This is a genomic window from Halopseudomonas sp., assembly GCF_041579695.1.
Taxonomy (GTDB): Bacteria; Pseudomonadota; Gammaproteobacteria; order Pseudomonadales; family Pseudomonadaceae; genus Halopseudomonas.
Genome location: NZ_JBFGFI010000086.1, coordinates 1 through 12,396, shown reverse-complemented (window position 1 = coordinate 12,396; position 12,396 = coordinate 1). Strand labels below are relative to the sequence as shown.

General features: G+C 57.0%; 13 protein-coding genes and 1 pseudogene. 9 read left to right on the top strand and 5 right to left on the bottom strand.

Going from position 1 to position 12,396, the window contains the following annotated elements:
* The 6 genes and pseudogenes from ABYA88_RS13560 to ABYA88_RS13535 form a co-directional block, all read left to right on the top strand.
* Window positions 1-708 (top strand): annotated as a pseudogene (locus tag ABYA88_RS13560) (NAD(P)/FAD-dependent oxidoreductase); the annotation flags it as partial.
* Entirely contained in the window at window positions 705-1,598 is an 894-nt protein-coding gene (locus ABYA88_RS13555) for a bile acid:sodium symporter family protein (protein ID WP_373187909.1), read from the top strand. The pseudogene ABYA88_RS13560 and the gene ABYA88_RS13555, both read left to right, overlap by 4 nt.
* Window positions 1,591-2,520 carry an SDR family oxidoreductase gene (locus ABYA88_RS13550; protein WP_373187908.1) on the top strand — a complete coding sequence of 310 codons (930 nt, stop codon included), beginning with the start codon at window positions 1,591-1,593 and terminating at the stop codon, window positions 2,518-2,520. Before ABYA88_RS13555 ends, ABYA88_RS13550 begins: the two co-directional genes overlap by 8 nt.
* Window positions 2,521-2,557: 37 nt before the next feature.
* Window positions 2,558-3,343, top strand: a complete 786-nt coding sequence (locus tag ABYA88_RS13545) for an SDR family oxidoreductase (protein ID WP_373187907.1) — start codon at window positions 2,558-2,560, stop codon at window positions 3,341-3,343.
* Between the two features lie 113 nt (window positions 3,344-3,456).
* The gene (locus tag ABYA88_RS13540; RefSeq protein ID WP_373187906.1) at window positions 3,457-4,197 is read left to right on the top strand and encodes a sulfite exporter TauE/SafE family protein; all 741 of its coding nucleotides are present in this window, start codon (window positions 3,457-3,459) and stop codon (window positions 4,195-4,197) included.
* Window positions 4,198-4,708: 511 nt separating this feature from the next.
* Window positions 4,709-5,953 carry a ubiquitin-like protein gene (locus ABYA88_RS13535; protein ID WP_373187905.1) on the top strand — a complete coding sequence of 415 codons (1,245 nt, stop codon included), beginning with the start codon at window positions 4,709-4,711 and terminating at the stop codon, window positions 5,951-5,953.
* Between the two features lie 136 nt (window positions 5,954-6,089).
* Here ABYA88_RS13535 and ABYA88_RS13530 read toward each other — a convergent pair whose 3' ends face one another.
* From ABYA88_RS13530 to ABYA88_RS13520, 3 genes are all read right to left on the bottom strand, one after another.
* Window positions 6,090-6,263, bottom strand: a complete 174-nt coding sequence (locus ABYA88_RS13530) for a hypothetical protein (RefSeq protein ID WP_373187904.1) — start codon at window positions 6,261-6,263, stop codon at window positions 6,090-6,092.
* A 385-nt stretch (window positions 6,264-6,648) separates the two neighbouring features.
* Window positions 6,649-6,795, bottom strand: coding sequence for a lmo0937 family membrane protein (locus ABYA88_RS13525; RefSeq protein WP_373187903.1), 147 nt, complete (start codon window positions 6,793-6,795; stop codon window positions 6,649-6,651).
* A 97-nt stretch (window positions 6,796-6,892) separates the two neighbouring features.
* On the bottom strand, window positions 6,893-7,726 hold the full coding sequence (locus ABYA88_RS13520) for a BON domain-containing protein (RefSeq protein WP_373187902.1): 834 nt from the start codon (window positions 7,724-7,726) through the stop codon (window positions 6,893-6,895).
* Between the two features lie 370 nt (window positions 7,727-8,096).
* On the opposite strand from ABYA88_RS13520, the gene ABYA88_RS13515 reads away from it, so the two are divergent.
* Complete coding sequence (locus ABYA88_RS13515) at window positions 8,097-8,888, top strand: Crp/Fnr family transcriptional regulator (protein WP_373187900.1); 792 nt, start codon at window positions 8,097-8,099, stop codon at window positions 8,886-8,888.
* Window positions 8,889-9,281: 393 nt separating this feature from the next.
* On the opposite strand, the gene ABYA88_RS13510 is transcribed toward ABYA88_RS13515, so the two are convergent.
* Window positions 9,282-10,175, bottom strand: coding sequence for a transglutaminase family protein (locus ABYA88_RS13510; protein WP_373187898.1), 894 nt, complete (start codon window positions 10,173-10,175; stop codon window positions 9,282-9,284).
* A gap of 357 nt (window positions 10,176-10,532) precedes the next feature.
* Window positions 10,533-10,745: a penicillin-binding protein gene (locus ABYA88_RS13505; protein ID WP_150276385.1), complete on the bottom strand. Its 213-nt coding sequence runs from the start codon at window positions 10,743-10,745 to the stop codon at window positions 10,533-10,535.
* 79 nt (window positions 10,746-10,824) lie between these two features.
* Between ABYA88_RS13505 and ABYA88_RS13500 the strand changes: the two genes are divergently transcribed.
* Both ABYA88_RS13500 and ABYA88_RS13495 read left to right on the top strand, forming a co-directional pair.
* On the top strand, window positions 10,825-11,037 hold the full coding sequence (locus ABYA88_RS13500; RefSeq protein ID WP_373187897.1) for a hypothetical protein: 213 nt from the start codon (window positions 10,825-10,827) through the stop codon (window positions 11,035-11,037).
* A gap of 1,072 nt (window positions 11,038-12,109) precedes the next feature.
* Window positions 12,110-12,396: hypothetical protein (locus tag ABYA88_RS13495; protein ID WP_373187896.1), on the top strand; the 287-nt coding region annotated here is incomplete at its 3' end.

The window sequence follows — 12,396 nt, the reverse complement described above, 5'->3', positions numbered from 1 at the left end:
TTCGTCAAAGGCCGACCCATCGACACCCTGGGCGGCAAGGTCAAGCTGCCGCGCCCGCTCAAGCAACGTATCGACGGCGCGATGATCCGCATGATCATCGGCAAGCCCTCCGATTATGGTCTGCCCGACCCTGATTACCGCTTGTATGAATCGCACCCGGTGATCAACTCGCTGATCCTGCATCACCTCGGCCATGGCGATATTCAGCCGCGCCGCGACATCAGCAAGATCAGCGGCAAGCAGGTCACCTTCACCGATGGCCAGAGCAAAGAATACGATCTGATCCTGATGTCCACCGGCTACCTGCTGGACTATCCGTTCATCGATCGCCAGTACCTGAACTGGCCCGCCAGCGAAGACGCGCCCCGGCTCTACATGAACGTGTTCCATCCCGAGCACGATAACCTGTTCATGATGGGCATGATCGAGGCGGCGGGCCTCGGCTGGGAAGGGCGCAACCAACAAGCCAGGCTGGTGGCACTGTATATACGCCGGCACCAGCAGAACGCAGAGGCGGCCAAGGCGTTCGACACGATCAAACGCGAGCGGGCAGGGGTGACGCTGGATGGCGGCTACGACTACATCAAGCTGCCGCGCATGGCCTATTACGTCAACAAGGATGAATACCTGAAAACGCTGGCCGAGCACATTACCGAGCTACAAAGCGGACTCGAGGTGGAGGAACCCCAACCGGTGCCCGCAGCATGAGTGGCGCCTTGCCGATGGAATTCGACCCGGCCAGCCTGATCCTGCTCAACGTCATCATGGCCTGCATGATGTTCGGCGTGTCATTGAGCCTGCGCCTGGAGGATTTCAAGCGCATCGCGCTGGCGCCGATCGCACCCCTGGCCGGGCTGGTCGCCCAGTTTCTGCTCTTGCCGCTGGCCACCTGTCTGTTCACCTGGGCGCTGCAGATCGATCCCGAGCTGGCGCTGGGGATGATTCTGGTCGCCTCCTGCCCGGGCGGCAGCTTCTCCAACATCATGACCTGGCTGGCCCGCGGCAATGTCGCGGTTTCAGTCAGCATGACTGCGGTATCCAGCATGGCCGCCACCGTGCTGACGCCCCTGAACTTTGCGTTCTACGGCTGGCTCAACCCGCATACCCGCGAGTACCTGACCCAGATCACCCTGGAGCCGGGCGGCATCCTGCTGCTGGTGTTACTGGTGCTCGCGCTGCCGCTGGTGCTGGGTATGGTGACCGGGCGCAAGTTGCCGGAACTGGTCGCCCGCAGCGAAAAGCCCCTGCGCATAGCATCGCTGCTGGTGTTTCTGGGTTTTGTCGCGATCGCGTTCTCGAACAATTTCGACCTGTTCCTGGAGCGTTTCCACAGCTTTTTCTGGCTGGTCGTCGCGCACAACCTGCTGGCCCTATCACTGGGTTACGGCATGGGGGTACTGCTCAAACTGCCGGTCGCCGATCGCCGGGCGGTGACCATGGAGGTGGGCATCCAGAACTCGGGGCTGGGCCTGGTCATCCTCTTCACGTTTTTCCCGGAGGCGGGCGGCATGATGCTGATCACCGCATTCTGGGGCGTCTGGCACCTGGTGTCGGGCATCACACTTTCACAAATCTGGGCACGCACCGCACATGACTAAACGCATATTGATCACCGGCGCGGCCGGCTATATCGGACACCAGCTGGGCAACCGGCTGTCCGAGCATTATCTCGTGATCGGCACCGACCTGCGCGGACGCGACGGCCTGCGCTTCCCCCTGGAGATGGCCGATGTACGTGACCCGGCCCTGGCCGACCTGCTGCAGCGCGAGCAGATCACCCATGTGGTGCATCTGGCCTCGATCCTCCAGGCATCACCGGATCGGGCGCGGGATTACGACATCGACGTCAACGGCACGCGCAACGTACTCGAATGCTGCATCAAGGCCGGCGTGCAGCATTTCACCGTCACCAGTTCCGGCGCAGCCTACGGCTACCACGCCGACAACCCGGCCTGGATCGACGAGCAGGACGCGCTACGCGGCAATACCGAGTTCGCCTACTCCGATCACAAGCGGCAGATCGAGGAGATGCTGGCTGACTACCGCCAGCAGCATCCGCAATTGCAACAGCTGATCTTTCGCCCCGGCACGGTGCTGGGCAGCGAGACGCGCAATCAGATCACCAACCTGTTCATGGCCCCGCGCATTCTGGCGCTCAAGGGCAGTGACTCGCCCTTTGTATTCATTTGGGATCAGGACGTGATCGGCGCGATGGAAATGGGCATCCGCGAAGACAAGACCGGCATTTTCAATATGGCCGGTGACGGTGCGCTGACCATGGCGGAGATCGCCGACCGGCTGAACAAGCCGCTGCTGACCTTGCCTGTATGGCTGGTCAAAGCCGGGCTGCAGATAGCAAAATGGCGCGGCAAGCCGACCGGCCCGGAGCAGGTGAACTTCCTGCGCTACCGCCCGGTACTGAGCAACCGACGGTTGAAGGAAGAGTTCGGCTATCCATTGGCCAAGACCTCCGCGCAAACGTTCGAGTATTTTGTCGAAGCGAACGGATTGAAACGCTGAAACCGCGCCGCAAACAAATAATAAAAAAGGGTATCCCATGCACGTAACACTAATAACGGGGGCGGCCTCCGGCCTCGGCTGGGCCATGGCGCGCCACTGGTTCGCTGCCGGCCACAGCCTGGTACTGGCCGACATCGATGAAGCAGGGCTGGCCGCCCGCGCCGAGGCACTGGGTGATGCCGAGCGGGTACTGACCGTCACCATGGACATTACCCAGGCTTCCGACATCAGCTACCTGATCGACGAAGTGCAGCACCGCTTCGGCCGCCTCGATCTGCTGGTCAACAATGCCGGCATCACCCACCGCTCACCCGCGCACCAGACCAACCCTGCGGTGTTTCGCAAGGTCATGGCCGTGGACTGGCAAGGCCCGGTGGAGCTGACCATGGCTGCACTGCCCATGCTGCGCGAATCCGCCGGCAGCATCGTCTGCATCGGCTCGATGGCCGGCTGGATGCCCGTGCCGGGGCGCGCCGCCTATTGCGCCGCCAAGGGTGCACTGACGCAGTTCTTCGAAGTGCTGCGCCTGGAACTGGAAGCCGACGGCATCCATATCCTCATGGCCTACCCCAGCTTTCTCGACACCCCCATCGAGAACCACGCCCTGGGCCGCGACGGCAGCACTGCCAAGCATCCCCGCTCGATGGTCGGCGGCATGCGCAGCGCCGAATGGATGGCCGAACTGATCGACAAAGGCCTGAAAGACGGCAAACGCTGGATACTCCCGGAGCCGGTCTCGCGCTTTGGCAGTCTGCTCTGGCGCATCGCGCCGTCTTTATATCTGCGCCAGGTACGCAAACGCTTCGCCGGCGAGTTACGCTAACCCATGCCAAAACAGTGCCCCTCTAGGAGGGTCTCGTCATCCTCGCGCAGGCGGGGATCCATCTTGACCTTCGGGTTACCAGCTCACCACAATTTTCCAAGTAAGGCCCACCAATGCTGATTGACCCCTGGATCTGGCTAGGCGTATTCATCCTGCTGGCCTACACCGTAGAAGCCATCACCGGCTTCGGCAGCCTGGTGATCGCCCTCTCCCTCGGTGCCCTGATCCTGCCCATCCCCGCCATGATGCCGGTAGTCGTCCCGCTCAACGTGCTGATGACCGGCTACCTGGTCTGGCGCAACCGCCGGCACATCTACTGGCCCGTGCTGCTCAAACTGATCCTGCCGCTGATGCTGCTCGGCACCCTGGCCGGCTACGTTACCCGCCCCTGGCTCGGCGCCGACCTGCTCAAGCTGCTGTTCGGCATTCTGGTGCTCTGGTTCGCCAGCCGCGAGCTCTGGCGCATGGCCCGCGGCATCGTGATCACCCCGCACCCACCCATGCTCAGCCGCGCACTCACCTTCGGCGCCGGCATCACCCACGGCCTGTTCGCCTCCGGCGGCCCGCTGCTGGTGTATGCCATCGGCGGTATCCAGCTCGACAAGAGCCGCATGCGCGCCACCCTGCTGGTGGTGTGGTTCACCCTGAACAGCTGCCTGACCACCCTGTTCCTCTTCGACGGCAGCCTGATACCCAGTTTGCCCAGGCTTGTGGTTTATTTGCCGCTACTTGTCATTGGGGTATTGTTGGGGGAATACCTGCATCATCGGTTGAATGAGCAGCGGTTTCGGCAGGTGGTGTATGGGTTGCTGGCGGTGACGGGGGCGTTGTTGATTTTTAAGGCTGTTGGTTAAGCGAAAAAGCACCAATGAGCTTGCCAGCACCTTATAGCTTCATACAGTAACGCGTGCTAGGACCTCCACCTGGCAAGCGCTCCAGGCAGCCTCTACGCAGTAAATCTGTCAGGAGTTAAGCCGGGGTTGAAGGTCAGGTCTTGCCTTTTGCCTATAGCTATAAGTAAAAGAAATGCATATGGCACTGGACAAGACCCTTGCTGGTTACCGCGTCGGGGCTGTCGTTTCTGCCAGATTTGCGCTGACAACGTGGGGTAATTGAGATCAGATATACATCAACTTATCTGACCCTGAATTTTTCTTTCAAGCGTTGAGGTCTCCACGAACCCCGGTGTGATTCAAATAGAGCGCACGGCAAGATAATGCTCTGTGAACAAAGCGTGCTGGCACCCTACCAGCAGAATCAAAGCCGTGTGCGCCCAATGACTCCTTTGCAAATTATGTTGAATCCTTGGATAGAGCGCCGTTATTGTGGCTGACCTTTTTTGCAGCTCACTCCTAAGGATTAGTCATGCTGTCAATTTTGTCACGGGCGCCGCTCGCGCGCCTTTCGGTGTTTGTCTTCGCGTGCGTGTTGTCCTCACAGGCACTGGCCCTGCAGATTTTCGTCAAAACCGACGGGGGCAAGAGTATCGCGCTTGAGGTTGAGGCAAACGACACCATCGAGAATGTCAGGTCCAAAATTCAAGAAAAAGAGGGCATTGCCCCAGAGAATCAGCGCCTGTTTTTTGCTGGCAAGGAGTTGGAAGACGGACGCACCCTGGCCGACTACAACATCCAGAAGGAATCGACCCTGCAGTTGGTGATTGCGCCGGTCTTTAATCTTGCGACCTATTACCAGAGCCTGGCAGGACAGGCACAGATTTCAGTGGCAGCCACCAACAGCGCTGCACTGGTTCTGCATGGCAACCATGGTCATCCACTGGATATGCGCGCCGCGCCGGGCACGGATCATTGCATCTGGGCTGCCGGCGACTGGGGTGGCAATAACCTTGGTGGTAACGATGACACGCTGGCGCTGGCCGAGATTGGCGGTTGCAAGGTATTGAATGCAGCCCGCACGCAAATTGGCCTTGCGGTCGGCAAGTCCTGGAGCAAACAGCAGACGCCGTTCAATGGTCGGCAGGAGCTGGACGGCCAATATCTTCTGCTTGAACTCATCACGCCGTTGCAGAGCCTCAGTCCTGACCTGTGGGCCACTGCCACTCTGTACTACAACCATGCCAACGCAGATGCGCTGCGCGGCTACAGCAACGGTCTGACGCTGGATGCGTCCAAGGGTGACACCCGGACTGACACCTGGGCCCTGCGCGCCAGACTGGATTGGGAAAATGCTCTGCATGCCTATGGCACGTATTTTTCGCCCTTTGTGGATCTGTCCTGGATCGAGACCCAGGTCGACAGTTACACCGAGGAGTCCGGTAGCCTGCCCGCCTATTTTGCCAGCAGCACACAGGCCGTCAGCGAATCACGCCTTGGCATCAACGCCCGCTACCCGCTTACCCCTCGGTTGGCCTTGATCGCCGGAGCAGAAGGCGTGCACCGCTTCAACAACAGCGCCCCGAGCGTCTCGGGTATCAATGGTGGGCAGCTCTTCAGGATAGACAGCGGCCGTGATGACCGTACCTGGATGCACTGGTCAACAGGCGCAGTATTCAACTACGCGAAGAGCAGCCTGAGATTCAGTGCCAACACCACCACCGGAGGTCAGGACCCGGATATCTGGTTGGCGTTGTCGTGGAATATGTCACTTTAGATAAGCGCAAGCTCAGGTCTTGCCTTTTGCCTACAGCTAGAGGTGAGTTGGGGTCAGATGAACATTAATCGGAAATCTTCATCTGACCCTAATTTTCTCAACAGTCACTGCCTGTCACTCCGGCTGATTGTAGAGATTAACTCGGCGAATCCTTGGAGCGAGTACGTGAAACCGCCATCATGATGCCGATGCCCATAACAATCAGACAGGCGATGCCGATGTACAGTGTATCCACGCCTGCGGTTACTAGCCCCCACGCAATGCCGGCGACTGTCAAAGCAAGGCCGATCATATAAATTAAAAATGACATGGGATTTCCTCTGGGGGATGGTGTTGCTGGCTCGAACTTACAGCATTGTAGGCTCGCGCGCTGAATAACTGCAAACACGGATTGGCGGTATGGCAAGGCTGCTTTTTATGCGTTCTCTTGCACATGACAACCAGGTGCCACGCAGCGGCTAACGCCTCGCTCAGGCGCTCAAGACCAAGGAATAAATGGGGTCAGATGAACATTAATCCCAGCACCTCAACAGACGCGCCGATGAGGCGCGCAGCCATATTTGAGGCACGGCACACCGCAATCAAAAAAGCCCTGGAGCCACTATGGAAATGACCATAGCGGTATCAGGGCTCGCATTCAGGTACTTATCCGCGGCAGGAGGTTATCCGCGGATCCATCATCAATCCTGTGCGCCTCAGAGCCGTCGGCCCTGTAAAACGCGAATGACGATTACCACCAGGGCGATTACCAGCAGGATATGGATAAGCCCACCCATCGTGAAGGAAGAAACCAGGCCCAGGGCCCACAGTATGATTAGAATAACTATCAAGGTCTCGAGCATGAAATGTCTCCTGTTGTATATAGGGACAACGGCCCATTACTCCAGGCCGTCTCCCAGCAATCGCCCTGAAAGCAGGCGCCCATGAAGGTCTTTAATATCAGAGCTTCAGCTCTGGTGACGTAACACGGGTGACGCCCTTGATGTTGCGGGCAAGCTCAACTGCCAGCGCCTTCTCAGCAGCGCTTTGAACTGTGCCGCTCAGGGTTACAACTCCCTCACTGGTGGTGACATCAATATCTCTGGACTGAATATTGTTGGACATCAGGTAGGTTGAGCGAACCTTGGTGGTGATCCAGGTATCTGAAACGCTTTGGCCTGCATCTTTGACGGCGGCTTTAGTCTCAGCCGTCTTGCTCTTGCCGGCTGTAACCGTCAGCTGATTGTCAACCGCACGGACGCCCTGGGTATTGCGCGCCAGCATGTTTGCCAGCTCCCTCGACTCGGCATTGCCAGCCGTTCCCGTCAGGGTAACCACACCATTGCGGCTTTCCACCTTGGTATCCATGCCATCGGTGTAGGTACTCCAGAGCAGCTTGGATTTCACTGCAGCGGTAATGGACGCATCATCAACAACCTCACCGAAGCTGCGTTCATTGCCAGTGCGTGCTTCTCTGACATGGTCATTCTTGACCTCAATCTGGTTATCCACCGACTCAATGCCCTTTACGCCCAGCGCTATCTGGCGTGCCAGATCCTTGGATATTTCTTCATCAACAATACCGCTCAGGGTGGCCTTGCCATCAATCACATCGACATCAATCTCGTAACTGCGCAGATACGGACTCAAGGTGTAGGTGGTTTCGATCTGTGCTTCGTGTCGGGCATTGTTTACCTCCTTCGAGGCCGACTGACCGAGCGCTGTTGCACTTGCTCCAGCCAGAACGAGGGAAATACTCGATGCCAACAACAACTTGTTCAGATTCTTTTTCATGGTGTTCTCAATTAGGGATAAATTCCCGGTAGGGCGCGATAGGTAGTACCTCGCGCAGTAGCAGCTTAATGAAGAGATAAAGGTTCCGTCTGTGCGCTAGGGCGCATAGCGAAATCTCCAGGATCAGGGGTCTCGCAGGATTTTTGGCGACCTGGCGTCAATTGGGGTCAGATTGAACTGACCCCTTTTCCACTCTTTGATCTGGTCAGAGATCAATCAGACTGATTGGCTTGCGCAACATTGGTTTCGCGACGGCACTGACAATTAAGCGCACTGTGTCTGCTAGCGCACATTCAACCCATAACCGGATGACTTAACCGGTTGGGATTTTGGGTGTCAATTTTGCCCAAATCCGATAAGAGACATTCGCATGAGTATTTCCAAGACTATTGAGCCAGCCTTGCCGCCAATGCTTGCTTCACCGCAACAGAACCATCTATTGATAGGCTTGCAGGAGGAAACGGCCGAACGCCTCCTGCCGCATCTGGAACTTGTCAACATGGCGCTGGGCAAGGTGTTGTATGAGCCTGGCGATGTCATGACCCATGTGTATTTCCCGATTGATTGCATCGTATCGCTGCTCTATGTCATGGAAAACGGCGCATCTGCAGAAATATCTGTGATCGGCAATGAGGGCCTGATTGGTATCTCCCTGTTCATGGGCGGCGAAAGCACACCCAGCCGAGCAATAATCCAAAGTGCCGGGCGGGCCTACCGTCTGCAGAGTCGTCGCCTCAAGGACGAGTTCAACCGCCATGGCGACTTGATGGTGCTGGTGTTGCGCTACACCCAGGCACTGATTACGCAGATGGCGCAAACCGCTGTATGCAATCGCCATCACAAGATTGACCAGCAATTATGCCGCTGGCTTTTACTCTCCCTGGACCGGCTGCCAGACAACAATCTGACCATGACGCAGGAGCTGATTGCCAACATGCTCGGTGTGCGCCGCGAAGGTGTTACCGAAGCCGCAGGTAAACTGCAGGAACTGGGCGCCATCTCTTACAATCGGGGCAAGATCAAGGTACTAGATCGTGCTCAACTGGAAAAACTGAGCTGTGAATGCTACGCAGTGGTCAAGACCGAAACCGATCGTCTGTTGCCGTACCCCGGACGCGGTTATTCGAGCACGGTAGCGCGCGCGGTAAAAAGTATCGGTTAAGAATAGAGCTCAGGGTCAGGTCTTGCCTTTTGCCTGTACGAACAAATGGGTTCAGATGAAAATTATTCGCGGTTTCTGCCGGAAACCTTCATCTGACCCCGATTTCCCCCAGCGGCGTGCGGACGGTGCTGGCGGCTTTGTTTCGCGGGGAGATGTAATAAAGCTCGCCGTCCGGAAGGTGGGTAAGGTGACCGCAAACAGTCGGTTTCGACTTCTTGAACATGCCGAGCTTCCAGCGGATATCAAAAACACAGTTCCTGAGTAGGGTGCGAAGCCTGCGGAAGCAAGAGCGGTTCATTGGCGCGGGTCCACTTGTAGGGTTGGGGATAAATTGGGTTCTGATGAACATTAATCGAAAACTTTCATCTGACCCAGACTTCGCCTCAACCTTGTTCACCAGATACGCTGAAATTCTGTCGCGGGTGCGCCTGCGGTTGATAGCGCATTGTCCTGATGCACGGGCAGTTCGAGCCCCTGCTGGGAACCCTGGATCGCCTCAATGGCAATCACCGGTAGCGCGGGGTTTGTCGCACCAAATACCGTGGCGAAGGACACATCGGCCGCATCCCTGCCGGTGCCGAGGCGAAGAAGGCCCATGACGGGAGACACGCCACTGGGGTCAAACAGATACCAGCGACCACTGAGAAATACCTCGACGTAGGCATGGAAATCCGCCGGCCGGAAAGCAGGATTCGCGCCGTACTCGATGCCGGAAACAAAGCGTGCCGGCATGTTCAGGGCGCGGCAGATGGCAATCATCAGATGGGCGAAGTCGCGGCATACGCCTACATGGTCGGTCAGTGTATCCACGGCAGAGGTACTACTGCCCGAGCTGCCCGACGTATATCGGGTTCTCTTGAATACCCAGTCACGGATGGCCAGCACGCGGTTATAACCGGGCTGCATGTGACCGAACTCGTAATTGGCCAGCGCCTGAAAGCGGTCTGACTCACAATAGCGACTGGGATAGATGTAATTGAATAGATCCATCGGCAAGTCAGCAACCGCCATCTCTTGCAGGGTCCAGGGGTCCGCTACCGTGTGGTAAATATCCACCACTCCCTTGTAGCGAACCACCAGTTCTCCACTGTTGGCGCGTACCTTCAACCACCGCGTGCCGTCATCGTTCTGCATGAACAGTTGCTGTTGCACGGGCTGGTTGATGCTAAGCGATTCGCTGAGGACCTGCTGGCTGTCGGTGATGGCCGGATGAATGTTGAACAGGAAGTCACAGGTCGTATCCAGCACGCCATAGGTGAGTTCAATGGAAAATTTCAGCCGCACCATGGCAGAGTATCCTCTGGTGAAACATGAGAAGCCGACAGGGCAGAACCCCGCCGAGAGTATGACCCTGCTTGCAGGCAGGAAAGATGTACCTGGGACTGCCTGAGGCGCATCGCGTTCAGAATGCCAGCCAGCCTATCTTGACAGAGAAGCCGATCGGCCGGGAATCGAAATTGATTGCGTCAGATGAACGTTAATCGAGCCTGCTTTGCGTGCGAGCTTCCGTTCAATCCCAACAAGCTGCGACTGCTGGTGGTCACAGTGTGCATCGTGATGCTGGCCCGGTATTTGTACTCCAGCGGCTGGATCGCTTGGTAGGAGTCGTGGCCTTGCGGTGGTTGAACCCCTCGCCGGTTGCTCTCAATAGCAAGAGTTGGGCGTGCTCATCGGATTGATGTCTCCGGCGACCTCATCGGGGTCTATTCCATGGGTGATCAATACCTCGCGCACGAAATTGATCTGCTCAAGAATCCTGCTGGCATCGTCGCCATATTCGAATCGGGTTACTTCTACCGGCTTGGGCATGAAAGTGAACGCTGTTTTCAGGGCTTGCAGGGTGTCGGTATCAGACATGGTCTTTGTCCTGGGGCAATGGGTGCAGATCGATGGTATCCCGCTGATCCTTGGTGGGTCGACCCGCTTATTTGTTTAATTGCCCATACGGCTACGAATTCTCTACGCGTCCACAAGGCAGGAGCCGCGGCCCCGCCGGATAACCCTGATCCTGCATGACCAGCAGCCGGGCATTGTGCTCTACCAGTTCGTGACCAGAGCAGAAGAAGTCGGCGGTGAGTTCAAGCAGATCCCGCTGGCGGATATGGGCAGCGATACCCTGTTTGACTGGATGCAGGATTATTTCGGCTGAGGTAAGCCAACTGCAGTCCCTTGGCCACCGACCTTGATGGTGCCTTGGGGTAGCAGGGCGTTCGCTCCAGGCGGACACCCGCAGGCGACATAATCACCGGCTCTGGCGGCTGGCAGGTTTGCGGTGCGGGGCCCAACGGCGACGATCGGGCCGATGCCTCTCTTGCAGGGTCCAGGGGTCCTCTACCGTGTGGTAAATCTCCAACAGCCCCTCGTAGCGAGCCACCAGCTCTCCACTGTTGGCACGTACCTTCAACCACCGCGTGCCGTCACGCGTTATGCATGAACAGTTGCTGTTGTAAGGGCTGGTTGATGCGCAGCGATTAGCTGAGCACCTGCTGGCTGGCCGTGACGGCAGGATGAATATTGAGCAAAAAGTCACAGTTCGCATCCAGCGCGCCATAGGTGAGTTCAATGGAAAATTTCAGCCGCACCATGGCAGTGTGCCCTCTGGTGAAACATGAGAAGCCGACAGGGCAGCACCTCGGTGGAGAGTCTGACCATATATGCAGGCAGTAAAGATGTACTTGGGACTGCCTGAGGCGCATGCGTTCAGAATGCCAGCCAGCCTATGTTGACGGACAGCTTCATCTGACCCCGCATTCGCCCGATCAGCAGTGCCACAGTTACCTCCTTTCATCGAGATGCAACTCAATGGTCCCAGGCCACGCGTCCCCGGGAAGGCATAGCTCCTACTCGGCCAGCGGCGTCCTGGCCTACACCCTAGAAGCAGTCATCGGCTTCTGCATCGCCGGCTCAATGAACAGCGGTTTCGACAAGTGGTGCATGGGTTGCTGGCGTTAACCAGTGGATCGCTTAGCGTCAAGACGTTGGCCTGATACCAACCGGTGATCGCGAATACTGGCCGGCCCATACCCTCAGCCTCTAGAAGTTCTCTGGAAGGAGAGCATCCTTCCAGAGCTGTACGTTATCATTGACTACGAAGTAACTAGATGTCTTTTTGCCGATTCATAGTATTATTCATCAGCAGTTCTGATTACCCTATAAAGGTATATTTCCTACTTGCGTCCCTTGACGTGAGATGACCGTTAAATTGATTCAAGGACCTGAGAGTGAGCTTACCTGTTGATGTCGCGGATCGTAGGTCGATATTGCGCGTAATGCTGATGATTACCATATTGCCCGCAATATTGTTTTCAGCTTTTAACTGGATGATCGATTTAACGCTCTTCGCAGGACTTGAGCTTGCTGTAGCCTTTATCTGGATGGTGATATGGAGCGTTTCTAAAACCACCCCCCATGTGCAGCGATGGAGCCTAGTTTATCTTATTACGCTCATGAGCCTTACGTTCATGGGCGTCTTGATTTCCAGATTCCAGTCCGGCTTATACGTCTGGCT

Bases quoted from the DNA above. Each gene is read 5' to 3' on its own strand.
- ABYA88_RS13540 (WP_373187906.1), top strand. From the start codon at position 3,457: ATGCTGATTGACCCCTGGATCTGGCTAGGCGTATTCATCCTGCTGGCC.
- ABYA88_RS13550 (WP_373187908.1), top strand. From the start codon at position 1,591: ATGACTAAACGCATATTGATCACCGGCGCGGCCGGCTATATCGGACAC.
- ABYA88_RS13520 (WP_373187902.1), bottom strand. From the start codon at position 7,726: ATGAAAAAGAATCTGAACAAGTTGTTGTTGGCATCGAGTATTTCCCTC.
- ABYA88_RS13545 (WP_373187907.1), top strand. From the start codon at position 2,558: ATGCACGTAACACTAATAACGGGGGCGGCCTCCGGCCTCGGCTGGGCC.
- ABYA88_RS13530 (WP_373187904.1), bottom strand. From the start codon at position 6,263: ATGTCATTTTTAATTTATATGATCGGCCTTGCTTTGACAGTCGCCGGC.
- ABYA88_RS13535 (WP_373187905.1), top strand. From the start codon at position 4,709: ATGCTGTCAATTTTGTCACGGGCGCCGCTCGCGCGCCTTTCGGTGTTT.
- ABYA88_RS13525 (WP_373187903.1), bottom strand. From the start codon at position 6,795: ATGCTCGAGACCTTGATAGTTATTCTAATCATACTGTGGGCCCTGGGC.
- ABYA88_RS13555 (WP_373187909.1), top strand. From the start codon at position 705: ATGAGTGGCGCCTTGCCGATGGAATTCGACCCGGCCAGCCTGATCCTG.
- ABYA88_RS13505 (WP_150276385.1), bottom strand. From the start codon at position 10,745: ATGTCTGATACCGACACCCTGCAAGCCCTGAAAACAGCGTTCACTTTC.
- ABYA88_RS13510 (WP_373187898.1), bottom strand. From the start codon at position 10,175: ATGGTGCGGCTGAAATTTTCCATTGAACTCACCTATGGCGTGCTGGAT.
- ABYA88_RS13515 (WP_373187900.1), top strand. From the start codon at position 8,097: ATGAGTATTTCCAAGACTATTGAGCCAGCCTTGCCGCCAATGCTTGCT.